Below are 24828 nucleotides of genomic sequence, written 5' to 3' on the forward strand. Positions count from 1 at the left end.
AGGGCGCCTCGCGGCGCCCTTTCTTTTTGCTTGTGGACTCTATCGCGTCAGGGCATGTCGTCGACGGCTTCGCCCTTCTTCACCGGCATCAGGTCCGACTTGCTCACGCCCAGCATCAGCGCCGTGGCGCTCGCGATGTAGATGGAGGAGTAGGTGCCCACGATGATGCCCACGAACAGCGCCAGCGAGAAGCCGTGCAGCACCGGGCCGCCCAGGATCAGCAGCGCCACCACCACCAGCAACGTCACGCCCGAAGTCATGATGGTACGCGACAGGGTCTCGTTGATGGCCATGTTCATGACCTCCGTCGGCGTGCCCTTGCGCATCTTGCGGAAGTTCTCGCGGATCCGGTCGAACACCACCACCGTGTCGTTCACCGAGTAGCCCATCACCGCCAGCACCGAAGCCAGCACGTTGAGGTCGAACTCGATGTGCAGCAGCGAGAAGAAGCCGACCACGAACACCACGTCGTGCAGGGTCGCCGCCACCGCGCCGACTGCCAGGCGCCACTCGAAGCGCATCACGATGTAGAGCAGGATCGCCACCAGCGTGATGACGAAGGCCAGCGCGCCCTTGGTAGCGAGGTCCTTGCCGACCTCGGGGCCCACGAAGTTCACCTGCTGCAGCTGCACGCCGGGCTCGCTCTTCTGCAGCGCAGCGATCACCTTGTTGCCGGTGTCCTTGTCGGACTCGCCCGCGGCGGCCTGCAGGCGGATCAGCACCTCCTGCGGGGTGCCGTAGTTCTGCGCGATCGAGTTCTCGAAGCCGCCGGCGGCCAGCGCCTTGCGCACCTGGTCCAGGTCCGCGCTCTTGGGGTAGCTCACCTGCACGGTCACGCCGCCGGTGAAGTCCACGCCGAAGTTCAGGCCGTGCACGCTCAGCGAGGCGATCGCCGCGACAAGCACCACCAGCGACATGCCCATGGCGAGCTTGCGGACGCCGAGGAAGTTGATGTGCGGTATGTTGTGGAAGAATTCCATTGCCGTCTACTCCGAAACTTCTGTCAAACCGGGAGCTTGTCCAGCTTCCGGCCGCCGAACGCGGCGTTCACGATGGAGCGGGTGCCCATGATGGCCGTGAACAGCGAGGTGATGATGCCGAGCGTCAGTGTCACCGCGAAGCCCTTCACCGGTCCCGAGCCGAACAGGAACAGCATGAAGGCCGCGATCAGCGTGGTGACGTGGGCGTCCACGATGGTGGCGAAGGCGCGCTCGTAGCCGGCGTGGATCGCGGCCTGCGGCGTGTTGCCGGCGCGCACCTCCTCGCGGATGCGCTCGTTGATCAGCACGTTGGCGTCCACGCCCATGCCCAGCGTCAGCACGATGCCGGCGATGCCGGGCAGCGTCAGGGTGGCCTGGATCATTGACAGCAGCGCCACCGTCAGCACCAGGTTCATGAACACCGCGAGGTCGGCGATCACGCCGAACACCTTGTAGTAGATGCCCATGAACACCACCACCAGGGCGAAGCCCAGCAGCGCGGCGTAGAAGCCCTGCTTGATGTTCTCGGCGCCCAGGCTTGGGCCGACGGTGCGCTCCTCGATGAAGTCCATCGGCGCCGCCAGCGAACCCGCGCGCAGCATGATGGCGAGGTTCTTCGCCTCGTCCTGCCCCAGGCCCGTGATCTGGAAGTTCTTGCTGAAGATGCCCTGGATGGTGGCGACGCTGATGACCGAGTAGACCTTGGTGTGGCTGACGACCGGCTGGCCGTCCACCATGCGGGTCTCGCTCTTGGTCTCGATGAACAGCACCGCCATAGGCTTGCCCAGGTTCTGGCGGGTGGTCTCGCCCATCTTGGTGGCGGCGGCCGAGTCCAGCGTCACGTTCACGTCCGGCGTGCCCTGGTCCTGGCTGAAGCCGGACTGGGCGTTGACCAGCTGGTCGCCGCTCGCGATCACGTCGCGCTTCAGGAGCACCGGCTGGCCGTTGTCCTTGCGGGTGAACAGCTGGTCATCCAGCGGCACGTGGTTGGTCTGCTGCGCCTCGAAAGCGTTGGCGGTGTAGTCCACCAGCCGGAACTCGAGGGTTGCGGTGCCGCCCAGGATGTCCTTGGCGTGGGCCGCGTCCTGCACGCCCGGCAGCTCCACCACGATGCTGCTCGGGCCCTGCTGCTGCACGATCGGCTCGGCCACGCCGAGCTCGTTCACGCGGTTGCGCAGGGTGGTGATGTTCTGCTCCACCGCCTGCTGGCGCAGGTCCTGCATGTTCTGGGGCGCCATGGTGGCGATCAGGCTATTGGCCGCGCCGCCGTCGCTGAGCTGCAGCTCCGGGTACTGGCGCGCGAACAGGCCGCGCGCGCTCGCAAGGTCCTCCGGCGAGTGCAGCTGCACGCTGATGCTGCCGCCGCTCAGGGACACGTCCTCGTAGCGGATCTGCTTGGCGCGCATGGCGCCGCGGATGTCGTTGGAGATGCGCTGCAGCTTGCCCTGCGCTGCGGCGTTGAGGTCCACCAGCAGCTGGAAGTGCACGCCGCCCTGCAGGTCCAGGCCCTTGGCCATGGGCTTCAGGCCCATGGTCTGCATCCAGGCCGGGGTGCGCGGTGCCAGGTTCATGGCCGCGGTGTAGTTCTGGCCCAGCGACTTGCGGATCGTCTCCAGGCCGTGCAGCTGCGCGTCGGTATCGGCGAAGCGCACCACCAGCGTCTTGTCCTCCAGCGCGGCGGCCTCGAACGGGACGCTGGCGTCCTTGAGCGCGCCTTCCACCTGCTTCTGGTTGTCGGCCGTCAGCGCGCCGGCCTTGGAGGAGACCTGCACCGACGGGTCCTCTCCGTAGAGGTTGGGCAGCGCGAACAAGAGGCCCGCGGCGGTGATCACCACCACCAGCAGGTTCTTCCACAAGGGGTAACGGTTCATCATGGCGGGGATCCGGTCAGAGGTTCTTGAGGGTGCCCTTGGGCAGCACGTTGCCCACGGCCTGCTTCTGCAGCTTCACCTCGACGCCCGAGGCGATCTCCACGGTCAGGAACTGGTCGCCCACTTCCTTCACCTTGCCGAGGATGCCGCTCGAGGTGACCACCTCGTCGCCCTTGGCGATGTTCGAGAGCAGCTGCTGGTGCTCCTTCTGGCGCTTCTGCTGCGGGCGCATCAGGAAGAACCAGAAGCCGCCGATGATGATGACCATCGGGACGACGAAGGAGGTGAGGAAGTCGCCCTGGGGCGCCGCGCCGGCGGCGTAGGCATCGGAGATGAAGAAGCTCATGGTGTCCCTGCCGTGGTCCAAACGAAGCCGGGCTTAAGGCCCGGCGAAAGGGCGGATTCTACAACGTCCCGCGCCCCAAGGGGCCGCCCCCCCCGAAAACCCTCAGGTTACAGGTTCAGCGGCACCCCGGCGACGGGCCAGGTACTCGCGGGCCCAGACGGCGAAGCGCCCGGCCTCGATGGCCTCGCGCATGGTCCGCATCAGGGACAGGTAGAAATGCAGGTTATGGATGGTCATGAGGCGGGGACCCAGGATCTCGCCGCACTTGTCCAGGTGCTTCAGGTAGGCGCGGCTATAGTTGCGGCAGGTGTAGCAGCCGCAGGCGGGGTCCAGGGGCCGAGTATCCCTCATATATATGCTGTTGCGGATGCGGACCACCCCCTCGCTGGTGAAGAGGTGCCCGTTGCGGGCGTTGCGGGTCGGCATCACGCAGTCGAACATGTCCACCCCCCGCGCTACCGCTTCCACCAGGTCCTCCGGCGTGCCCACCCCCATCAGGTAACGGGGCCGGTCCTGGGGCAGGTGCGGCTGCAGAGCCTCCAGCACTGCGAGCCGTTCCGCCTCCGTCTCGCCGACCGAGAGTCCGCCGATGGCATAGCCGTCGAAGCCGATGGCCGCAAGCCCGTCCAGGGAGGCGCGCCGCAGCTCCCCGTACATGCCGCCCTGCACGATGCCGAACAGCGCGGAAGGATGCTCGCCGTGGGCCGCATGGCAGCGCTTCGCCCAGCGCAGGGAGAGCTCCATGGACTCGCGTGCCTGCTCCTGCGTCGCGGGATAGGGCGTGCACTCGTCGAACACCATGATGATGTCGGAGCCCAGCTCGTGCTGGATGCGGATGGAGTCCTCCGGCGCCAGGAACACCTTGTCCCCGTTCACCGGAGACTGGAAGCTCACGCCCTGCTCGCTGATCTTGCGCAGCTCTGCCAGGCTCCACACCTGGAAGCCGCCGGAATCCGTCAGGATCGGTCCCTCCCAGTGCATGAAGCCGTGCAGGTCGCCGTGGGCGCGGATGATCTCGGTGCCGGGCCTGAGCATCAGGTGGAAGGTGTTGCCGAGGATGATCTCGGCGCCGACTTCGCGCAGCTCCTCCGGCGTCATGGCCTTCACGGTGCCGTAGGTTCCCACCGGCATGAAAGCCGGGGTTTGCACGGTGCCGCGGTCGAACACGAGGCGCCCCCTGCGGGCGCCGTCGGAGCTGGAAATAAGCTCGAATTTCATGGCGCGGAGTTTATCAAGAGAAGGGTTTCGACGCCTTCGGCGGCCTGATTTAGAGGGCGCGTTCCACGCGCACTGGGCCCCTTTTCTTTGCTCGCCCAAAGAAAAGGGGCGGAAAGAAAGGGCGCCCCCGGGATGCCGGCCCGAAGCGGGCTAAAGCTGCGCGCTTCGCTCGCCGCGGGGCCGCGCTCATGGGACATCCCTGTCCCTTCGCGCGGGCGCGGTCTTCCATGACCGCGCCCTTCGGCCATCCTTGCTCGCTCCAGTGCTCGCCGGCATCCAAGGGGGTGGAAGAACTCGCGTCTCTTCCTCTTGCCCCGTAGCGCGCGCCGAGCATCGCAGCGAGCAAGGTGAGTCGCACAGCGGCGAACGCCGAGCCAGGGAAGGCGAGGCTGAAGGCGCATCAGGGATGATTAGAGAGTGCTCATCCATCCATGGCGTCTTCCCAGCTCGGCATCCTGCCTCGCGTTCGCCGCTGCGCGGCTCACCCGGGCGAGCGCTTTTGGTTACTTTTGGCGCGCCAAAAGTAACCCGGCCCCGGGAGAGGCCGGAAGGGATTCGGACAGGATGTCATTAGGCCTTTGATTCAGGCGCGATGGTCACGAACATGGCGTCGCCGTAGCTGAAGAAGCGGTAGCGTTGCTCCACCGCGTGGCGGTAGGCCGCCATCACCCGCTCCTGCCCGGCGAAGGCGCAGAGCAGCATCAAGAGCGTCGATTCCGGCAGGTGGAAGTTCGTCACCATGGCGTCCACCACCCGGAACTTGTAGCCGGGGTAGATGAAGATGTCCGTGTCCCTGTCCAGGGGCGCGAGCTCGCCGCCTGCCGCGGCGGACTCCAGGCTCCTCACTGCCGTGGTACCCACCGCCACTACTCTTTTCCCCGCTGCCTTGGTCTTCGCGACGGCGTCGCACACATCCTGTGCGACGACCGCCCGCTCGCTGTGCATCCTGTGGTCGCGGATGTCCTCTTCCCGCACCGGCTGGAAGGTGCCTGCCCCCACGTGCAGCGTGACCTGGGCGCTGCGCACGCCGCGGCGCTTCAGTTCGTCCAGAGTCGCCTGGTCGAAGTGCAGGCCCGCCGTGGGCGCCGCCACCGCTCCCGGCACCCGGGCATACACCGTCTGGTAGCGCTCCTTATCCTCAGCCGCGTCGTCGCGCTCTATATAAGGAGGCAGCGGCATGTGGCCGTGGGCGTAGAGGAACTCCGGTAGGGTCGCGCCCAGGAACTCCACCTTCAGCAGCCCGCCATCCCGTTCCAGGAGCCGGGCCTCGACTCCCTCGGCGAACAGCACACGCATACCCGGCCGCCAGGGCTTGCTGGCGCGGGCGTGCACCAGTGCCGTGCGCGGGTCCAGGATGCGCTCCACCAGGAACTCAACCGCCCCGCCCGTCTCCTTGCGGCCATAGAGCCGCGCCGGCACCACCTTGGTGTCGTTGAACACCAGGAGGTCCCCGGGCTCCAGCAGCGTGGGCAATTCGCGGAACATGCGGTCCTGCAACGCGCCCGTGGCACCGTCCAGGCACAGGAGGCGGCTCGCGCTGCGCACCGCCAGGGGATGCTGGGCGATGAGGCCGGGAGGCAGTTCGTAGTGGAAATCGCTGCGCCGCATGGATGCGCATGGTAGCAACACCGCGCCACGGCTGGTAGAAACCACGGCGCCCTGAAAATGAGGGATTTTGGCTGCCAGCAAGGCGGAAACGGCCGAGCGCCCGGAGTGCACTCTGGTGTGCATGAGGAGCGCGAGGACGTTTCCAACGCCGCTGGCGGGCAAAAGACCCATTTTCAGGCATAAAAAAAGGGCGGCCTTTTAGGCCGCCCCAGTCTCGGGTGGTATCGACGTCACTTCACACGGAACTCATCTGCTGACGGCAGCATCCTCATCGTCATCGCTGTCCGTGGACCAGTTGAAGGACATGGAGTCTTCATCCTTGTCCTTCGGCAGGGTCACGTTCAGGGTCTGGGCCTTGCCCTTGCGCATGATGTCTATCTTCACGTTCTCGCCCGGGCCGTAGGACCCGAGGATGCGCATGGCGTGGGGCGGGCTGCCGGGGTTGCGGCCGCCCAGCTGCACGATCACGTCGCCTTCCTGCAGCTGCAGTGCCGAGTCCTTGGGCACGTGCAGCACCAACAGGCCCTTGTCGGTGCCGAAGTACTGGCCGAGCCCCGGCGTCACGTTCACCAGCTGCATCTCGCCCCAGCGGCCGCCGGTGCTGAAGAACATGTTGAGTCCGCCCAGCGGCGGCACGGGCGGGACCGGCGGCACCGGCGCGACCGGGGGAACCGGCGGCGCGATGAAGAATGCGTCGAAATCACGCAGGCTGCCGGCGGTGACCGTCGTGGTCGCGCTCTTGCCGTCGCGGTTGTAGGCGACCTTCAGGCTGTCGCCCGGCTTGGTGGTGCGCATGAACGCCACCAGCTTGTCCGAGGCGCTGTCGCCGCCGGAAGCCTTGAACGCGTTGCCGTTGATGGACACGATGGTGTCGCCCTCGCGCAGGCCAGCCTTGTCCGCAGGGCCGCCGGGGGTGATGCCGGAGATGGCCGCGCCGTCATCCTCGTCTTCGCCAAGGTCGATGCCGAGGAAACCGCGGCGCTGCATGCTCACCAGGCGCTCGCGCATCACGTCCACATTCCGCATGTAGTTGCTGTTGAGCTGCATGGAGAGCTCGGCCACGTGGCGCGCGGCCTCATCCATCTGCCGGCGCGCCTGCTCCAGTTGCTTCTCCAGCTCCGCCTGGTCCTTGTTCGGGCTCACGCCGGGCACGGCGCCCGGCTTGGCCGAAGGCGTCGGCGTGGGAGTGCCGGGCCTGGCATCGCCGGCCGGGATGGCTTCGGGGGTGGGTGCCGCCTTCGGCGCGGGCAGGCCGGCGGCGCTCGCAGCCAGCGGCACGGCGCAGGCCGCCGCCAGCAACAGGATCTTCCAGTTCTTCATGACACACCTCGTTGGTTCATATGCCTTGGTTAGCGACCTGTGCGTAGCGCACCGCCGCCAGGGACTGCAGCAGGTCCACCCGCTGCCGCCAGAGTTCCGCCACCCGCTGGTCGGCGCCGCCTTTCCCTGCGGCGTTGTTTATCGCGTAATCCACGAGCGCGATGCGGTCCTCGAGGGCCGCGATGGTGCTGGCCGTGCCGGCGCTCACCACCATCCGGTCCGCGTGGTCATCGAGCTTGAGCACCGCGCGCTCGAGATAGCGCGAGCGCTCCATGAGCTGGCCCACGTCCGCCGGGGTGCCGTTCGGGCTCACCGCCGCCGACTGCTCCGTCACCGGCGCCGGCACCTGCAGGTTCACCACCAGCACCGCCGCCACGATCGAGGCCGCCAGGCTCACGCCCGCCGCCGGCAGCCAACGGCGCCGGCGGCGGGCACTCAGGTCGGCAGCCAGGGTGATGCGGCCCCAGGCGTCCGCCGGCGGGCGCGGGTCCGGCACCGCCGCGAGCGCTTCGCGCGCGGCCATGAGGCCGTTCAGGGCACGGGCGCATTGCTCGCAGCCGCGCACGTGCTGCTGCACCTCGACGGACACCGGCTCCTCGTCGCGCAGGCCGATCAGTTGTTCAAGGCTGGCATGCATGGTTCCACCTCCCGGGGCCCTCCGGCCCATTGCCGCATGCGCACGTAGGCGCGTGCCAGCTGTGATTTCGAATAACTCGGCGTGGCGTTCATGAGCCGCCCGATCTCCACGTGGGTGTAGCCCTCCACGTCGTGCAGCCACACCACCGCGCGGGCCTCGGGCGAGAGCGCATCCAGCGCCCGCTCCATGTCCAGGCCCTTGTCCGGCGGCGGCTCGTCCGCCGCCAGCCACTCGTCCATCGGAGTCGACTCGCCCTCGCCTCCCAGCGGCAGCCGGTAGCGGTGCCAGTGGGAACGCAGGTGCATCAGGCACTCGTTCACGGCGATGCGGCGTATCCACATCCCCACCGGCGCCTCACCGCGGAACTTCGGCAGGTGGCGCAGCACCTCCACGAAGGTCTCCTGCAGCACGTCCTCCGCCAGGTCCGCGCGTCCGAGCATGCGGCGCGCCAGGCCGAACACCGCATGGCTGAAGGCATCGAACAGTTCCGCCTGGGCGGCGCGGTCGCCAGCCTTGGCACGGTCCAGGACCCCGTCCGGGACGCTGTGGTCGAAGCGGCTGCTCATGTACCTAAGGATGCGCCAGCGGGAAGAAAGGTCGCAAAGGAAAGGGGGTCAGGCGGGCGCCAGGGCCTCGGCCGTGAGCCAGGCACCGGTGAGGCCCAGATGGTCGTCGGCGGTCCGCCGTACCGGCACTTGGGCGAGCTGGGGGGAGAGGCGTCCCTTGGCGGTGAAACCCTGCAGGAAAGCCGGCGTGTCGAACAGGGCGCCCAACCCCGCGAGCACGCCTCCCATGAGCCAGACGCCGCCGGGCGCCGGTGCGGCCAGTACCAGGTCGCCCGCGAACACGCCCAGCAGGCGCGAATAGCGCCACACCGCCGCCACCGCGGCCTCGTCTCCTGTACGCGCCCGCTGCACCACTTCCGCCGGACTGGCCGCAGGTTCCTGCCGCAGATGGGCGTCCAGCGCCGCGAGCCCGGCGCCCGAGAGCACCCGCTCCCAGCTCACCCGGCCGGGATGCTGCGCCTCGAGTGCGCGCAGGAATTCCGCTTCCCAGGCCTCGCCGGGCGCAAAGCCTGTGTGGCCCGCCTCGGCGGCTTCCACGTGCAGCATGCCGCCGGAGCGTGACCAGTAGGCGACGCCGAGGCCGGTGCTCACGCTCACCACCGCCTGGCGCCCCGCTGCCGCTCCCGCGTGCAGCACCGCTGCGTCGGCAGGCGGCTGCTCCGCCAGCGTGTGGGCCGCCGCCTCCAGGTCGTTCATCAGCACGAGCCGGTTGAAGCCGAAGCGCCGGCGCAGCGCGGCGCCGTCGCATTCCCAGTCCAGGTTGGTGAGGCGCGCGCGCCCCCCTTGCGCGGGTCCCGCCACCGCCAGCACCACGTCGGCGCCGGGCCCGATGTACAGGCGCCCGAATACCGCCGCGAGCAGTGCCTCGATGTGGGGATAGTCGCGCGTGCCGAGCTCGAGCACGCCGCCCGCGTGGCGGAACCGCGCACGGGTGCCGCCGATGTCCGCCGCCAGGAGGGTGCGTGCCGTGCCCATCTTCATATGATGTCACGCCCGGCGCGGGGATACCCTGCTTCAATGCCGGGGCCTGGACAGGCATTAAGTCATGTCAGGCGCACGGGCGCCTGGGATTTCAGGTGTCCTCCGCGTCCCGCATGATCTGCTCGTAGAGGAGCCGGTACCGGCCGCCGCCGTGGTTGCCGAACAGGGGGTCGTCCACCTGCTTGATCCGGGCCCGGATCGAGGCCCAGTCTCTCGCCTGCAGCACGCCGAGGGCCTGGGGGAACAGCAGCCGTTCCTCGGACTCGGAGTGCTGGCGCTGCAGTTGCAGGTAGCGGCGGCCATGCCGCACCAGTTCCGCGCAGGGCTCGCTGCCCGGATCGGGGTTGTCCAGCGCCCGCTCGATGAGGTCGTCCTCCAGCGCGTAGATCTCCGCATGCTGGCCCCGCACCCGCTCCACCTCCGCCTTCCAGCTGGGGTCCAACTCAGCCAGGCGCTGGAAGATCAGGTCCTCCTTGGGATGGTGCACACGGCCGGGGAACTTGCGCATGTAGTACAGCGCGTTCGCCAGCAGCACGTAGTCCGCGACACCCATCCGCTCCAGCTTGTCGAGCTGGTCAGAGACCAGCATGAGCACGCTGCGCATGTTGGCGTGCTCGCGCCGCAAGTCGTCGATCGGCGTGGCGAGGACGTGGTTCATGCCGGTACCCGCGGGCGCCACACACCGATGTCGCGCAGCAGGCCCAGGAACACGAGCCCGCTCGCGATCACGTCCAGCCCCATCAGCACACCCAGCATCCAGGGCGAAGTCCAGGGCCACATGACCAGGATGCAGGCGGCCAGGAGCAGCGTGAGCGCGGCATCCAGCGCCATCCAGCCGCTGCCCTTGCGGCGGCGCATCCAGTACGCACCTGCCAGCAGCAGCACCGCCTCCACCGCGAACATGCCGCCGATGAACAGCGTGAGGGCGCGCAGGTCGTAAGTGGGGCGCAGTATCAGGTAGACGGCGGCGGCCATGTACATCATGCCCACCAGCAGGCGCCACCGGAACAGTGCGTGTCCGCGCGCGTCCCAGGCATGCACCAGGTGCGCAAGGCCGCTGAACAGCACGATCCACACGATCAGGATGCCCATGGCGATCCCCACCGCCAGCGGCAAAAGCGCCGCCACCGCGCCGAGCATGATGAGCACCAGGGCCGCGCCCACCGAGATCCAGGTGGCGTTGACGATGCCTTCGATAGGGGTGTTGTCGGTGCGCATGGGCTTCTCCAGGGACGTTTCCATGGAGCCAGCATGCGGCAGGGAGGATCAGGCGGCCATGACCTGGATCAGGCGGGATGCTTGTGGCCGGCGGGCGGACCCGCCCTTGGGACTCAGGTCTGCATGTCTTCCATGCACTGGGCGATGCCGTGGAGCCGCTCCGCGTCCAGCAAGGTCACGGCGCGCCGCTCCACGCTGATGAGCTTGTCCTTCTCGAAGCGGGCGAACACCCGGCTCACGGTCTCGGGGGCGAGGCGCAGGTAGTTGGCGATGTCACGGCGGGACATACTGAGGTTGAATTCGCGAGAGGAGAAGCCGCGCTGGGTGTAACGGCGCGACAGGCCGATGAGGAAAGCCGCCAGGCGCTCCTCGGCGGTGTAGTCGCCCGCCAGGGTCACGGCCTCCGCCAGGTCCCGGCTCATGAGCCGCACCAGCTGGTTCTGGATGCTCGGCATCCGCGCAGCCAGGGTGGTGAGCTCGGCATAAGGCAGCACGCACACCGTGGCGGTATCCAGCGCCACGGCATTGGTGATGTGGTGCTGGGGATAGATGGCCTTGAGGCCCATCAGCTCGCCCGGCAGGTGGAAGCCAAGCACGTGCTCGCGCCCCTCGCTGTCCACGGTATAGACCTTGAAGGAGCCGGAGCGTACTGCATAGACCGCGTCGAAACGGTCGCCTACGCGGTACAGGTGGTCGCCTTCGTGCATAGGCTCGGAGCGCTTCACCACGCCGTCCATCTGCTCCAACTCATCGTGGGCAAGACCCGTGGGCAGGCAGAGGTGGGCCAGGGAACAGCTGCTGCAAGCCGCCAGCGGCCGCGCCTTGGGGTGGGCCTTCGGGTTGGCGGTGTCCATCCTGAGGAGCGTGGCGGTCTGCATGAGGGTTCTCCCTACATAAAAATCACGTCGCAATAGTGATATATAGGTGCCGCCGCCACTATCAGGGAAACCCTGAATTGGCCCTAGGCAGCAGCCTTATCTTGCTAGATAACCCGGGAAAACTGCGGGGTTCCAGCCCCGGGCAGGTAGGCGTCGAACTGCATGGCCACGCTGCGCAGCAGGAACCGGCCCTCGGGGGTGACTCCCACTCCTTCCGGTCCCATCACCACCAGCCCATCGGCCCCCAGTGGCTCCAGCCGCCTGAGCTCCCTGGCGAAATAGTCCGTGAAATGCACGCCGTGCCGCCGCTCGATGTCGGCGTAACGCAGCTCGCCGTAGCACATGAGGCGGTTGATGATGTCTGCTCGCAGCAGGTCATCGTCGCTCATCACCAGGCCCGCAGCGAGCGGCAGCCGGCCTTGGTCCAGCGGCCCGTAATAGGCATCCAGGGTCTTGGCGTTCTGGGCATACACCCGCCCCACGTGGCCGATGGCGCTCACGCCGAGGCCGACCAGGTCCAGTCCCGCCAGCGTCGAATAACCCTGGAAGTTGCGCTGCAGCAGGCCCTGGCGCCGCGCCTTCATCAGGCTGTCCTCCGGCAAGGCGAAGTGGTCCATGCCGATGTGCTCGTAGCCGGCGCCCGTCAGCCGGTCCACCGCGGCCTTGAGCAGTTCCAGCCGCGCCGCCGCGTCGGGCAACTCCGCATCCTTGATCTGGCGCTGCGCCTTGAACTGCGCGGGCATGTGCGCGTAGCCGTACACGGCGATGCGCCCGGGCCTCGCGGCGATCATGGCGTCCAGCGTGCCGTTCCAGCCCCGCAGGTTCTGCCGCGGCAGTCCGTAGATGAGGTCCACCGCCACGGACTCGAAGCCCGCCGCCTGCGCGGCCGCGATCACGTCCAGGCAGTGCTGGCGGTCCTGGCGGCGGTTCACCGCCTCCTGCACTTCCGGATCCAGGTCCTGGATGCCGAAGCTCACGCGGGTGAAGCCGAGTTCCGCCAGGGCTCCCATCCTGGCGGGCCTCACGCCGCGCGGGTCCACCTCAATGGAGGCCTCCACGCGGGACGCGAAACGGAAATGGCTGTGCAAGCCGTGCCACAGTGCGTGCAGCTGGTCATCGTTGAACTGGGTGGGCGTGCCGCCGCCGAGATGCAGCTGGCGCACCGGCCGGTCGCGGTCGAACAGCGCGCCCTGCAGCTCGGCCTCATGCAGCAGGCGCTGCAGGTAGCGCACCAGGCTGTCCGGGTCGCGGCTGATGATGCGGTTACAGCCGCAGTAGAAGCAGGGACTGCTGCAGAACGGCAGGTGCAGATACAGCGACAGGTCGCTGGGGATCGGGTCATCGTTGCTGCGGGCCACCTCGTCCCGGTAGTGGTCCGGATCGAAGGGCGCATGGAACTGGCGCGCGGTGGGGTACGAGGTGTAGCGCGGGCCGGAGCGGTCGTAGCGGCGGACCAGGTCGGGGTCGAAGTGCACAGGCTGGTTTTCCATGGCGCAAGTCTGGGGGTTGGCCCGCCCTGCCTGCCATGATCCAGGTCAATGCGGGCCCCGGTCGCGGCGCCCATGCTGGCGCCATCGGATAACGCGGGAGCGGCCATGGCCATGCAGTTGAGATTCCTCGGCGCTGCCGGCGAGGTCACGGGCTCATGCCACCTCCTGGAGTGGGACGGCCGCCGGGTGCTGCTGGACTGCGGCCTGTTCCAGGGGACGCCGGAGAGCGAGGCCCGCAACCACCAATCGTTCCCCTTCGACCCCGCCTCGATAGACGCGGTCATCCTGAGCCACGCGCACCTGGACCACTGCGGGCGCCTGCCGGCGCTGGTGCGGGACGGGTTCCGCGGTCCCATTTATGCCCACGCCGCGACTCGCGACCTCGCCCGCATCCTGCTCACGGACGCTGCCGAGCTCGCCCGCCGGGACGCGGAGCATGCGGAGCGGCGGCACCATGGCGACACTGCGCCGCTGTACGGTCCGCGCGATGTCGAGCATTGCCTCCAGCGCTTCCATGCCCTCGCCTACGGCAAGCGCGCCGAGATCGCTCCCGGCCTCAGCTGCCGGCTGCAGGACGCGGGTCACATCCTCGGCGCTGCGGTCATCGAACTCTGGATGGAGGGCGGCGACCTGCCCCTCAAGCTGGTCTTCAGCGGCGACCTGGGCGGACAGCAGGGCTTCATCATGCCGCCGCCGGTGCGGGTGGAGGACGCGGATCTCGTGCTGATCGAGAGCGCCTACGGCGACCGCCTGCACCGCAGCCCGGAGTCCACCGCGGCGGAACTCGGCCAGATCATCGCCGCTGCCAGCGCCGAAGGGGGCAACATCCTGATCCCCGCCTTCTCCGTCGGCCGCACCCAGGAACTGATCTACCTCCTCGCCCGCCACTATGAAGAATGGAACCTCAGGGATTGGGCCGTGTTCCTCGACAGTCCCATGGCCATCGAGGCGACCGGCGTGTACGCGCATCACGCCGCGCTGCTCGCGCCCGATGCCGCTGCCTACGCCCGCGCCACCGGTTTCGGGCCGCTCTGGCTGCACCGCACGCCGGGCACCGACGAGTCCATCGCCATCAACCGCGTCACAGGCGGCGCCATCGTCATCGCCGGCAGCGGCATGTGCACAGGCGGCCGCATCCTGCATCACCTCAGGCAGCGTCTGCCGCGGCGCGACACCCACGTGATATTCACGGGCTTCCAGGCAGCCGGCACCCTGGGCCGGCGGCTGGTGGACGGTGCGCGTGAGGTGCGCCTGTGGGGCGAACCGGTCACGGTGGCGGCCCAGGTCCACACGCTCGGTGGGCTCTCCGCCCATGCCGACAAGGAAGCCCTCTGCCGCTGGTACGCAGGCTTCCGCGGCCACCCGCAGGTGGCGGTGGTGCACGGCGAGCCCCAAGCCAGCGCTTCCCTGGCCCTGGAGCTGCGCACCCGCTTCGGCTGCCCGGTCACGGTGCCCGCACGCGGCGAATCCCTCGACCTTCGCCAACTGGCGAGGCCGGCCTACCGGGCCAGGGAACGCACGGCATGAATTTGCGCCTGTCGAAGTTCGGAAAGCCGCGTCATCGCCACGAGGTGGAGGTGCGCCTCGACAACCTGCAGCAGTTCTTCAACTCCATGGATCCCTCCCCGTTCTACGAGAAGGACTTGGATCCCGAGGCGGAGCACTACATCGTGAGCTGGGCCCAGGAGTTTCCGCTGGACGAACCGGTGAGTCTGGTGCTGCATGTGGAGGTGCCGGACCCCGCCGCCGAGACGCCCCGCGTGGAAGAGGCGGTGCACCTGCACTTCCGCAACCAGGCGCGCCTCGCGCGCCTCGAGTTCCGCCAGCTCATGCGCGTCGGCTCGCGCAGCCTCGCCATCGGTCTCACGGTACTGGCGAGCTGCCTGTTGCTGAGCGAGATGTCTGTCCGATACAACGGGGCCTGGGCAGAAGTGCTGCGCCAGGGGCTGCTCATCGGCGGCTGGGTCGCCATGTGGCAGCCCATGCAGATCTACCTCTACGGCTGGTGGCCGCTGCTGCGCCGCCGGCGCATCTATGAGAAGCTCGGCCGCATGCCGGTGCACATCAGGCCGCCCCATCATCCCAGCGCGGCTCGCCCCGCATCCAGCCCGTGATCATGCGCGCCACCAGCGGGTTGAAGAAGTAGCCGTAGCAGCGGTGCGGGTTGTGCCCCGCCGCGGTGCGGAACGAGGTATGCACGCCATGGGTATAGTCCACGATCGCCGGACCCGACCCCAGCTCCTGCATCGGCCGGAAGTCGTCGGCGAGGCCGCGGTCGAGTGCCGTGAGGTCGCCGTCGGCGGACACGTTGGTCCAGTGCAGAACGTTCGTGGGGTAGCGGCGCGCGCCGGCCTGGTCATGCCCCCGCAGCCGTCCCTGCACGTAGAACATGCCGAGCGGACTGCCGAGCGTGAGCAGGTCCACGCGCCAGGGCTCGCCCTCCTGCCAGGAGAGTTCCCACAACGCGTCATAGGCGATCACCGAGCCCAGGCTGTGTCCCACCACCAGCACCCGGTGTCCCGCCGCGAGCAGCGGCCGCAGCACCTCCTTCACGTGGCTGCGGATGCGCGTGGCGATGCCGCCCTCGTCCTCGAAGTAGCGTCGCGTCTCCTCCATGGTGTGGCGCGCATCCTGATCCGCGAACAGGGACACCAGCCACGGGAAGCGGTCGCCCAGGCCGTAGGAGAACCGCACCCGGCGCCGGCGCCAGCGCGCGCGCCAGGTCTCGGGCGGCAGCGGCACGCCCACCAGCATCTCAGCCACCCACGGCAGATCCAGGCCAATGTCCGCGTCGTTGCCGTAGTACATGCGGTTCCAGCCCGCGATGTGGAAGCGCTCGTGCAACGCCGCAAGATCGCCGGCGGAGCCCTCCTCCGCGCCGCGCGCCCCGACCGTGATGCAGCGCCACAACACCTCCCGGTGCACGGACGCCGCCGGCTTGGGGTTCTTGCCGGGGATGAACACCACATGACGTTCGAGCTTGCTCATCGCCGTTCTCCTTCCCGGGTGATCATATGAACGCGCGTGCCGTCATCGCGGGCCACGGCCAGATGGGCCACGCCTTCGAAGCCCTGCTGCGGGGACGTGCCACGCTCACGATCTGGGACGTCGCATCCGGGCGAATCGAGCCTGCACCCGCCGTGGCGGAAGCGCTGCGCGGCGCCGGGTTTCTGTTCCTGTGCGTACCCACCGCGGCGCTGGACCCGGTGCTCGGGGCGGTCGCCGGTCTCCTGACGGCGGACACGGCGGTCCTCAGCATCGCCAAGGGCCTGGATGAGGACGGCCGCACCGCCGCAGACATGCTGCAGGCGCAGCGTGCTGACGGCCGTTGGGGCGTGCTGGGCGGACCGATGATCGCTCACGAGATCGCCGCCGGTAAGGCCGCCTTCGCCGAACTCGGCAGCCGCGACCCCGCGCTGGTACGTGATGTCCTGGAGCTGTTCCATCCGACCGCCCTGCGCCTCACCGGGAACCTGAACCCCCGGGCGGTCTCCTGGTGCGGCGTGCTCAAGAACGTCTACGCGCCGCTCGTCGGCGTCGCCGACGAGCTCGGCTGGGGCGCGAACGCGCGCGGCCACATCGTCGCGGCCGCGGCGGGCGAGATGCAGCACCTGCTGCGGGTGCTGGCCGGGATGGATGCGGATGGCTACGGCGACGCCGGCCTCGCAGACCTCATCGCCACCGTGAGCAGCGTGGACTCCCACCACTATGAGATCGGCCGGCGCGTGGCGCGCGGCGAGACCGGCCTGCCGGAATGCGAGGGACTGCACAGCCTCAGGGTACTCACGGCGCGGGACGCCGTCGAACCCGGCAACCATCCGCTCTACGCGGTGGCCACACGGCTGGTGAGCGATCCCCACAGCGTACCCCGGCGCCTGCAGGACTGGCTGGCGCGCTGAGCTACAGGCTCGGCGGGCGCCCGTGTGCGCGCTCGTACTTGTCCTGGTCCTCGAGGCAGCGCGTGGCGGTGGGCTGCACTTCCAGGCGCCGGGACTCGATCGGCCGGCCGCAGTCCACGCAGATCCCGTAGCTGCCCTGCTCGATGCGCTTGAGGGCCGCCTCGATGTCACGCACCTCGTCCACGTCGCGCTGCACGTCGGCGATGTGCACGTCCGCCAGCACGTCGGCCAGCGAGGCATCGCCGCTGTCCAGCACCTGGTCGGCCAAGGCTGCGTACTCCTCCCGCTCCGGGGCGCTGAGTTCGGAGGCGATCTCCTGCCGCAGGGCGATGCGCCGTTCCTGCAACTGGGCCTTGAAGCGTCCCAGGTGCGACGGAAGTATCGGGTTCGTCTGCATGTCCTTCTCCGGTGGCTGTTGGCCCTGAAGGCCGATGACCCATCTGAGCACGAGCGGCCCCCCGGCGGCGTTGACCTGGGTCAAAGTCGGCGCCTGGCGCGACCCGCCGCGGGATTGACGTGGATCAATGTGCCCGTGGCCCTGGAGGCCTACCTTGGCAGCGTGATCTCCCGCTCCCGAGGCATGCCCATGGCCACTTACCCGCTGCTCTTCAGTCCCGGCCGGATCGGCCGGCTCACCCTCAAGAACCGCCTGCTGATGGCGCCCATGGTGCGCAACTACGCGGATGAGCGGGGACAGATGACCTCCCGCTATCTGGCGCACCTCGAGCGCGTCGCCCGGGGCGGCGTAGGCGCCATCATCCTGGAGGCGAGCTTCGTGAGTCCCGAGGGCCGGGGCTTCAGGCATCAGCTCGGGCTGCATGACGATGCGGTCATCCCCGGTCTCGAGGAGGCGGCGACGATGGCGCACGACTACGGTGCACGTCTCGGCGTCCAGCTGTTCCACGCGGGCCGGCAGACCAAGTCCGCCGTCAGCGGCGGACAGCCGGTCGCGCCTTCCGAGATCCCCTGCCCGCTGCTCGGCGAGCTGCCGCGCGGACTCGACCGCATGGAGATCCACTCCCTGGTGCGCGCCTACGGCGACGCCGCCCGCCGCGCCAAGGCCGCGGGCCTGGACTTCGTGGAGATCCACGCCGCCCACGGCTACCTCATCACCCAATTCCTCTCGCCCTTCAGCAACCGTCGCACCGACACCTATGGCGGCAGCACCGAGAACCGCCGCCGCTTCCTCGCCGAGATCATCGAGGCGGTGCGCAAGGAAGTCGGCCCCGGATTCCCCGTCACCGTGCGCCTCTCGGCGGACGAGATGGTGCCGGGCGGCATGCAGCCCGCCGACGCGCAGGATCTGGCGATCTGGCTGCAGGAGCGGGGCGTGGATGCCGTGCACGTCTCCGTCGGCAACTACGGGTCCTACGTGCGGGGCCGCATGATCCCGCCGATGGCGGTGGAGGACGGCCCGCTGGTCAAGTACGCCGCGCTGCTCAAGCAGGCCGTGACGCTACCGGTCATCGCCGTGGGCAAGCTGCGCACGCCGGCCCTGGCCGAGTCGGTGCTGGCGAACGGCCAGGCTGACTTCATCGCGCTCGGCCGCGAGCTGCTCGCCGACCCGGACTGGCCGCAGAAAGCCGAGCAGGGCCTCGCGGACGAGATCCACCGCTGCATCGCCTGCAACCAGGGCTGCATCAGCCGCCTGTTCGACCAGCGCGACGTGTGGTGCACCGTCAATGCCGCCTGCGGGCGGGAGCGGGAGTTCGCCGCGCTCGGCCGCGACGACGCGCGCCGCAAGGTGCTGGTCGCGGGCGGCGGGCCCGCCGGCATGTCGGCGGCCTGCACCGCCGCGCGCGCCGGCTTCAAGGTGGTGCTGTGCGAGGCTGGCGACACGCTCGGCGGCCAATTGCATGCCGCCGGTGCCGCGCCGCACCGCGGTGGCTGGTCCGAGCTGCTTCAGGACCTGCGCCACCAGCTCAAGCTGCTCGGCGTGGAGGTGCGCCTCGGCATCCGCGTGGACAAGAAGTTCGTGAAGCAGGAGCAGCCCTACGGCGTGATCGTGGCCACCGGCGCCGAGGCGCTGCGTCCCGCGATACCCGGCATCGGCTCCCTGAACGTGCTGACCGCCCGCGACCTGCTCGAGGGCCGTGTCCGCGCCTATGGCAGCGTGCTGGTGGTGGGCGGCGGCTGCGCCGGCGCCCAGACCGCAGAGTTCCTCGCCGCCGGCGGGCATGCGGTCACGCTCGTCGAGGCCGAGGGCGACATCGCGGCCGATGCGCCGCTGGACGACCGCACCCTGCTGCTGGGCCGGCTCAAGTCCCTGGGCGTCAACATCATGACCCATACCCGCCTCATCAGCGTCGAGCAGGATGCCATCAACCTGCAGTCGGGCGGGGAGATCTTCGGCATCGCCGCCGACACGGTGGTGCTGTGCCTGGGCTCGCGCCCCAAGCACGGCCTCGAGGTGGAGCTGATGGGCCTGGTGCCGCACATAGCCACCGTGGGTGACGCGGTGAGCGCGCGCCGCGCCACCGATGCGGTACTGGAGGGGGCGCTGGCAGCGCTCGGCCTGTCGCGCGCCGCGGCCCGCGAACCGGTAGCCGTGAAAGCCGCCTCATGACCTGGGTCAATGCACGCGCAGGACGGCGCACTAGACTGGACGCACATCTTAAGGAGCGGACCATGAAACCGAAGAAGCATGCCGAGATCGTCCTGGAATGCCCGGAATGCTCGCAGGAGGACCGCTATCCCGAGGCCGAACTGGTTCCGGGGAAGATGCTCGAATGCCTCCACTGCGGCGCGGAGCTCGTCGTGTCCCATGACCGGGACACGCCGGACGACCCGCCGGTGTGGCGGCTGGAGACGCCGGATGCCGGCGAAGACCGCCCACGGGGAGCCTGACATGCGATGCCCCGTGCTGGTCGTGGTGGGTGACAAGGCCCGCGCCCGCATCTTCGACACCCAGACCGAAGACCGGTCCTTGCGCGAGATCGAGGACCTCACCAACGCCAGCCTCGGCCGGCACGAGCGGGACACCCATAGCGACCGCCCCGGACGCGGCATCAGTGGTGTCCGCGGCCGCCGCACCGCCCTCGGCGACGACTACGCGCGCCGCCGCGTGCGGGCCGCACGCTTCGCGCAGACGGTGGCGGAGCATGTGCGCGAACTCACGCGCAAGCACCTATACTCAAGGATATACGTGGTGGCCGGGCCGGAGTTCCTCGGCTTGCTGCGGCCCTGCCTCACCTCGCGCCGCATGCAGCCCCCGCTCTCGCGGGTCACCAAGGACCTCACCCGGCACAGCGTCGAGGACATCCGCAAGCACCTGCCCGAACATCTGAAATGAAGGGAACCGCCATGCGCCAGCTCATCCGCCGTACCACACCCCTCGCCGCCCTTGGTCTGCTGGGCGCCGTGCTCTTCGCCGTCGCCTGCTCGAACACGCCGGTGCAGCCCGTCTCGGCGCGCGTCACGGCCCTGAAAGCCCAGGTGGACGACCTGGACCGCGAGCTCGGCATGATCCATTCCGCGAGTGGCGACGATCAGCAGTCGCTGATGCACCAGTACTGGGGCATGCTGCAGAAACAGCTGCAGTACGTGCATAACCTTCCGGGCGTGCAGGCCCGCGACTGCACCGACTGGACCGTGCTGGACCCCAAGGTCACGGGACACTCGCCGTCCTGGGGCAGCCGCCCTTGTCCGGCGCTCCACGACGACGGCCCCGCGGCCGGATTCCCCTACCCCAGCGAGCTCTCGCCGATGCTGTTCGAGCTCATGATGCGCCAGCAGCTCGCCGTGCTCACCGCCCAGGTCAAGTCCATCGAGACCGAGCCGAATGCCACCGCGCGCCTCGACCTCATGCGCCAGCACTATGAGACCCGTTACCGCTACCTGCAGACCGTGCTGGGGCGCGACTGGATGTGGGCCGGCGAGCCCACGCTGCCGGATCCCTCCAGCATGGGCGCCGTGCTGTTCAGCCAATATTGCGGACAGTGCCACAACCCGCCGCCGCCGCATCTCAATACGCCGGCCGGATGGCGCTACGTCACGCAGCGCATGTCCACCATCATCGAGCGCCAGGCCCACAGCGGGGCGATGGGCGTGAACCTGCCCTCCGCCGACGAGTTCCAGCTGATCGCGCAGTACCTGATGGCGAACAGCAGCCGCTAGCCGGTCCAGGCCACCACGTAGACGAGGGAGACCAGCGCCAGGGCCGTCAGCCAGGCGCAGGCGATGGCGGCACCGCGGCCGCGGGTCATCGCCAGCACGATGCCCGTCTTCAGCAGGTTGTTGCCCGCGGTCGCCAGCACCACCGCGTCCACCGCCGCGTGCAGGTTGATGCCGCTGCGGGGCGACAGCACCGAGAGCACGAACGGGTCGATCTCGGTGAAGCCCACCAGGAACGCGGCCATCTCCAGCTGCGTCTCGCCGTAGTGCTCCACCACGTAGCCGGTCACGCTGGCGAATACCACGTAGAGGCCGGCGAACAGCAGCGCCACCTGGAACTCCAGCGGATGGCGCGCCGGCAGCGGCGCGATCTCCTGCGCCGCCGCGGGCCGCCACCGCAGCAGCAGGTAGGCGGCCAGCACGGTGACCGCTGCCGCCGCGAGCATGGGCGTCGCGAGGCGCGGCAGCGCGGCGGGCACCAGCAGCGCCGCCAGTGCCAGGAGCCGCACGTACATCATGGCGCTCGCCAGCATCAGGGCCGGGGAGAGCAGCTGTCCGGCGGCATCGCCGCGAGCCTTGCGCATCAGCACCAGGGTGGTGGCGGTGCTGGAGTAGAGGCCGCCCAGGATGGCCGTGACCAGCGTGCCGTGGCGCTTGAACAGGTAGGTCCCCGCCAGGTAGCTGAGGTAGGACACGCCGGACACCGCCACCGCGGCGAACCACACGTCGCGGAAGGTCACGGCGATGAACCCGGCGATGGGACGGTCCGGCAGGAGCGGCAGCACCACGCCTGCCATGATGATGAACTTCGCCGCCGTGGCCACCTCCTGCTGCGACAGCGTGTCGGCAAACGCATGGATGCGCGGCTTGGCGCTCAGGAAGAACACGATCGCCACGGCATAGGCCGTGGTGAACCAGGGCGGCGCGCTCGCCGCCAGCAGTCCCAGCAGGTAGACCAAGAGCCCCACCAGCGGCGGCATCAGCGAAGGATCGTGCTCGCGCAGGCGGCTCTGATAGTAGAGAGCGAGCCACGCCGCCAGCGCCAGGAACCCCAGGCTGAACAGCACGCCGGAGGCATCCAGCGCCCGCGCCAGGAAGCCCGCCAGCCCGATCAGCGCCAGTGTGCGGGTGGTGCCGAAGCCCTCGCCGCGCTGCTCCACCCGCTGTGTGTTGTGGAACTCCAGCCCGATCATGAACGAGAGCGCCAGCGCGAGCGCCGCCTGCAGCAGGAAGCGCTCGTCCGTGACCAGCATGGCGTCTGTCATGACGAAATCTTCCGGCGCAGGCTTTGGATGCCCGATGCCAGCAGCGCCGCCAGCGGTATCGCGGACTCCGGCTGCGGCACGCTGTCCGTCACCGCGAGCTCTGCGATGCCGGCCTCGCGCAGGATCTCGCGGCATCCGGGCGCGAAGATGCCGTGCACCGCCACGCAGGCGGGCGTACCGTAGCCGCCGGCCCTGAGCGCGCGCGCCGCCTCTGCCAGGGTGTGCCCGCTGGAGATGATGTCGTCCACCAGCACCGGCTTCAGGTCCTTCGCCGCGGCGGCGTCCTTGAGTGTGATCTGCACCTCCCGGTCACCCAGCCGGCGCTTGACGAGGTGCGTCCAGGGCGCGCCGAGACCGGTGGCCACCTCCGAGACCCATTGCGCGCTCTCCGCGTCCGGGCCCACCAGGAACGGCCGCGGCACTTGCCTGCGTATCCACTCCGCGAGCAGCGGCGCCGCGTGCAGTACCTGGTGGGACCGCGGGAACACGTCTGCCAGGCGCGCGATGCGGTGCAGGTGAGGGTCCACCGTCACCAGCCAGTCGAAGTGCGCGCCCAGCAGCGCGCCGAAGTGGCGCGCCGACACCGCTTCGCCGGCGTGGAAGCTGCGGTCCTGGCGCATGTAGGCGAGGTAGGGCGCCACCAGGCCCACGCGGGCCGCGCCCTGCTCGCGCAGGGCGGCCGCCGTGAGCAGCAGCGGCAGCACCTGCGGATCCGGATCGGCCAGCGTGCAGAACAGGGCCGCTTCGTCCCGGGGCGGCGTGCCGATGCGCACCCGCGTCTCGCCGTCGGGGAAGCGGTGCCAGTCCAGCTCGCCCTGCATCGCGCCGAGGGCCGCCGCCAGCGGGCGCGCCTGTGCCTCGTTGCCGGGGCAGGCGTAGACGCGCATCAGTGACGCTCCACCTGCACCGCCTGGGCATGGCGCCCCACGAACTCCAGAGCGTAGTCCAGGTCGCCGGCGTTCTCCGCCTGCAGCCGGAACAGCGGCTGGCCGCGGGTCACGTGCTCGTCCAGCCGCACCAGGAGGTCCAGGCCCGCGCCCTTCGCCACCGGCGCGCCCGCGAGCTTCGCGGCCCGCGACAGCAGGCGGTTGTCGATGCCGCTGACGTGGCCGGCATGGGCCGCGCAGACCTCGTGCGTATGGGTCGCCTGCGGGATCTCGCGCATGCCGCCCTGGGCTTCGCAGATCGCCTGCAGCTTCGCGTGGGCATGTCCCTCCCTGAGCATGGTCAGCACCAGTGTCCGCGCCTCCTCCCCCTGCGCGACGCCCGCCAGCTCCACCACCGCGGTCGCGATGGCCAGGGAATGCTCACGCAGGTCGGCGGGCGCATCCGGTTCGTTGCGCAGCACCGCGAGCACGTCGCGCGCCTCCAGCGCCGGGCCGATGCCGCGGCCTACGGGCTGGCGCCCGTCGGTGATGATGGTCTTCACCTTGAGGCCCACCGCGTGGGCGGTGTGCTCCAAGAGCCGCTGCAGCTCGTGGGCCGAGCTCATGGATCGCACCTTCGCGGTGGGCCCCACCGGCAGGTCCAGCACCACGTGGGTGGAGCCCGCCGCGAGTTTCTTGGAGAGCACCGAAGCCACCATCTGCCCTTCGCTGTCCAGGTCCAGCGCGCGCTCGACGCGCACCATGATGTCGTCGGCGGGGCTCAGGTGCATGGCACCGCCCCAGGCGATGCAGGCACCCTCGCGTTCCACCACAGCGCGCAGCTGGGGTATGGAGAGGTCAACCGGCGCCAGCACCTCCATGGTGTCGGCAGTCCCCGAGGGCGAGGTGATGGCCCGCGATGAGGTCTTGGGCATGACGAGGCCCAGCGCCGCGGCGATGGGCACCACGATCATGGTGGTGCGGTTGCCGGCGAGCCCGCCCACGCAGTGCTTGTCCATGACCCGCTCATAGGGCCAGGTGAGCCGCTCGCCGGCGTTCACCATGGCACGGGTGAGCCCGGCCACCTCCTCGCGGCTCAACCGCCCGTTCGCGCAGCTCGCGATGAACGCCGCCAGCTCCACGTCGGTATAGCGCAGTGCCGCCACGTCGCCCACGATCGCGTCGAGCTGCGACTCGGCGAGGCGCTGGTTGTAGACCTTGGCGCGCACATAGCTCATGGAGTCCACCGGCGCGGGATGGGCGAAATCGGCGCGCTCCCCGGGTTTGGGCTGCAGGAGTTGCCAGGCAGCCTCGGACATGCCCACCTCGCCCTCGCTCAGGAGTTCGCCGTGGACGATGTTGAGGGTGGCGGTGATGGTGCGCCCGGTGAGCCGGACCTCCACCCGCGAGTGCGCGGCGAAGCCTTCCGACCGGCACACCGGACAGTCGGCGCGCATGTACACCACCGCCTCCTGGTGGGTGTCGATGCCCAGGCGGCGGGGTGTCAGGCTGTTGTCGTGGCTGGTCTTGTCGTTCATGTACGCCACCGCTCTGCGGGGAGGACGGCGGCGC

At 69.2% G+C, this 24828-nt stretch carries 25 protein-coding genes; 7 read left to right on the plus strand and 18 right to left on the minus strand.

Annotated elements, in window-relative coordinates:
* Window positions 1-47: 47 nt before the first annotated feature.
* The 13 genes from secF to hemN form a co-directional block, all read right to left on the minus strand.
* Complete coding sequence (gene secF, locus VF651_06965) at window positions 48-980, minus strand: protein translocase subunit SecF (protein HEX7965442.1); 933 nt, start codon at window positions 978-980, stop codon at window positions 48-50.
* A 23-nt stretch (window positions 981-1003) separates the two neighbouring features.
* Window positions 1004-2854 (minus strand): protein translocase subunit SecD, encoded by a 1851-nt coding sequence (gene secD, locus VF651_06970; GenBank protein ID HEX7965443.1) that lies wholly within the window; start codon window positions 2852-2854, stop codon window positions 1004-1006.
* Window positions 2855-2867: 13 nt separating this feature from the next.
* Window positions 2868-3197 carry a preprotein translocase subunit YajC gene (gene yajC / locus VF651_06975; GenBank protein ID HEX7965444.1) on the minus strand — a complete coding sequence of 110 codons (330 nt, stop codon included), beginning with the start codon at window positions 3195-3197 and terminating at the stop codon, window positions 2868-2870.
* 102 nt (window positions 3198-3299) lie between these two features.
* Complete coding sequence (gene tgt, locus VF651_06980) at window positions 3300-4415, minus strand: tRNA guanosine(34) transglycosylase Tgt (GenBank protein HEX7965445.1); 1116 nt, start codon at window positions 4413-4415, stop codon at window positions 3300-3302.
* Between the two features lie 570 nt (window positions 4416-4985).
* Window positions 4986-6023 carry a tRNA preQ1(34) S-adenosylmethionine ribosyltransferase-isomerase QueA gene (queA, locus tag VF651_06985; GenBank protein ID HEX7965446.1) on the minus strand — a complete coding sequence of 346 codons (1038 nt, stop codon included), beginning with the start codon at window positions 6021-6023 and terminating at the stop codon, window positions 4986-4988.
* A gap of 246 nt (window positions 6024-6269) precedes the next feature.
* Window positions 6270-7343 carry a PDZ domain-containing protein gene (locus VF651_06990; protein ID HEX7965447.1) on the minus strand — a complete coding sequence of 358 codons (1074 nt, stop codon included), beginning with the start codon at window positions 7341-7343 and terminating at the stop codon, window positions 6270-6272.
* A 16-nt stretch (window positions 7344-7359) separates the two neighbouring features.
* Complete coding sequence (locus VF651_06995; protein ID HEX7965448.1) at window positions 7360-7980, minus strand: hypothetical protein; 621 nt, start codon at window positions 7978-7980, stop codon at window positions 7360-7362.
* On the minus strand, window positions 7956-8546 hold the full coding sequence (locus VF651_07000; protein ID HEX7965449.1) for an RNA polymerase sigma factor: 591 nt from the start codon (window positions 8544-8546) through the stop codon (window positions 7956-7958). Before VF651_07000 ends, VF651_06995 begins: the two co-directional genes overlap by 25 nt.
* 48 nt (window positions 8547-8594) lie before the next feature.
* Window positions 8595-9527: an ROK family protein gene (locus tag VF651_07005; protein ID HEX7965450.1), complete on the minus strand. Its 933-nt coding sequence runs from the start codon at window positions 9525-9527 to the stop codon at window positions 8595-8597.
* 91 nt (window positions 9528-9618) lie between these two features.
* Window positions 9619-10185, minus strand: a complete 567-nt coding sequence (locus tag VF651_07010; protein ID HEX7965451.1) for a hemerythrin domain-containing protein — start codon at window positions 10183-10185, stop codon at window positions 9619-9621.
* Complete coding sequence (locus VF651_07015; GenBank protein ID HEX7965452.1) at window positions 10182-10769, minus strand: DUF308 domain-containing protein; 588 nt, start codon at window positions 10767-10769, stop codon at window positions 10182-10184. The genes VF651_07010 and VF651_07015 overlap by 4 nt, the downstream gene beginning before the upstream one ends.
* Window positions 10770-10858: 89 nt before the next feature.
* Window positions 10859-11623 (minus strand): fumarate/nitrate reduction transcriptional regulator Fnr, encoded by a 765-nt coding sequence (fnr, locus tag VF651_07020; GenBank protein ID HEX7965453.1) that lies wholly within the window; start codon window positions 11621-11623, stop codon window positions 10859-10861.
* A 104-nt stretch (window positions 11624-11727) separates the two neighbouring features.
* Complete coding sequence (gene hemN, locus VF651_07025) at window positions 11728-13113, minus strand: oxygen-independent coproporphyrinogen III oxidase (GenBank protein HEX7965454.1); 1386 nt, start codon at window positions 13111-13113, stop codon at window positions 11728-11730.
* Window positions 13114-13224: 111 nt separating this feature from the next.
* Between hemN and VF651_07030 the strand changes: the two genes are divergently transcribed.
* Together VF651_07030 and VF651_07035 are read left to right on the plus strand one after the other, a co-directional pair.
* Window positions 13225-14640 (plus strand): MBL fold metallo-hydrolase, encoded by a 1416-nt coding sequence (locus VF651_07030; GenBank protein HEX7965455.1) that lies wholly within the window; start codon window positions 13225-13227, stop codon window positions 14638-14640.
* Complete coding sequence (locus tag VF651_07035; GenBank protein HEX7965456.1) at window positions 14637-15227, plus strand: hypothetical protein; 591 nt, start codon at window positions 14637-14639, stop codon at window positions 15225-15227. Before VF651_07030 ends, VF651_07035 begins: the two co-directional genes overlap by 4 nt.
* Here the strand turns inward: VF651_07035 and VF651_07040 are convergent.
* Window positions 15178-16101 (minus strand): hypothetical protein, encoded by a 924-nt coding sequence (locus VF651_07040; GenBank protein HEX7965457.1) that lies wholly within the window; start codon window positions 16099-16101, stop codon window positions 15178-15180. The two genes, VF651_07035 and VF651_07040, sit on opposite strands and share 50 nt — an antisense overlap.
* 26 nt (window positions 16102-16127) lie before the next feature.
* Between VF651_07040 and VF651_07045 the strand changes: the two genes are divergently transcribed.
* Complete coding sequence (locus VF651_07045; GenBank protein ID HEX7965458.1) at window positions 16128-17012, plus strand: hypothetical protein; 885 nt, start codon at window positions 16128-16130, stop codon at window positions 17010-17012.
* 1 nt (window position 17013) lies between these two features.
* Here the strand turns inward: VF651_07045 and VF651_07050 are convergent, their stop codons facing one another.
* Window positions 17014-17409, minus strand: coding sequence for a TraR/DksA C4-type zinc finger protein (locus VF651_07050; protein HEX7965459.1), 396 nt, complete (start codon window positions 17407-17409; stop codon window positions 17014-17016).
* 135 nt (window positions 17410-17544) lie between these two features.
* Between VF651_07050 and VF651_07055 the strand changes: the two genes are divergently transcribed.
* The 4 genes from VF651_07055 (at window position 17545) to VF651_07070 (ending at window position 21128) form a co-directional block, all read left to right on the plus strand.
* On the plus strand, window positions 17545-19578 hold the full coding sequence (locus tag VF651_07055) for an NAD(P)/FAD-dependent oxidoreductase (protein HEX7965460.1): 2034 nt from the start codon (window positions 17545-17547) through the stop codon (window positions 19576-19578).
* A 62-nt stretch (window positions 19579-19640) separates the two neighbouring features.
* Window positions 19641-19859, plus strand: coding sequence for a hypothetical protein (locus VF651_07060; protein HEX7965461.1), 219 nt, complete (start codon window positions 19641-19643; stop codon window positions 19857-19859).
* A gap of 1 nt (window position 19860) precedes the next feature.
* Window positions 19861-20304 (plus strand): host attachment protein, encoded by a 444-nt coding sequence (locus tag VF651_07065; GenBank protein HEX7965462.1) that lies wholly within the window; start codon window positions 19861-19863, stop codon window positions 20302-20304.
* Window positions 20305-20315: 11 nt separating this feature from the next.
* Window positions 20316-21128 carry a hypothetical protein gene (locus tag VF651_07070; protein HEX7965463.1) on the plus strand — a complete coding sequence of 271 codons (813 nt, stop codon included), beginning with the start codon at window positions 20316-20318 and terminating at the stop codon, window positions 21126-21128.
* Here the strand turns inward: VF651_07070 and VF651_07075 are convergent.
* The 3 genes from VF651_07075 to VF651_07085 are packed head-to-tail and all read right to left on the minus strand — an operon-like array spanning window position 21125 to window position 24794.
* Window positions 21125-22390 carry a DUF4010 domain-containing protein gene (locus tag VF651_07075; protein HEX7965464.1) on the minus strand — a complete coding sequence of 422 codons (1266 nt, stop codon included), beginning with the start codon at window positions 22388-22390 and terminating at the stop codon, window positions 21125-21127. The genes VF651_07070 and VF651_07075 overlap by 4 nt on opposite strands.
* Window positions 22387-23277, minus strand: coding sequence for a ribose-phosphate diphosphokinase (locus tag VF651_07080; protein HEX7965465.1), 891 nt, complete (start codon window positions 23275-23277; stop codon window positions 22387-22389). Before VF651_07080 ends, VF651_07075 begins: the two co-directional genes overlap by 4 nt.
* A complete protein-coding gene (locus tag VF651_07085; protein HEX7965466.1) occupies window positions 23277-24794 on the minus strand; it encodes a thymidine phosphorylase family protein in 1518 nt (505 codons plus the stop codon). Before VF651_07085 ends, VF651_07080 begins: the two co-directional genes overlap by 1 nt.
* Window positions 24795-24828 lie beyond the last annotated feature (34 nt).

It is taken from the genome of Gammaproteobacteria bacterium, from assembly GCA_036383255.1.
In the GTDB taxonomy this organism is placed as follows: domain Bacteria; phylum Pseudomonadota; class Gammaproteobacteria; order Natronospirales; family REEB76; genus DASUBN01.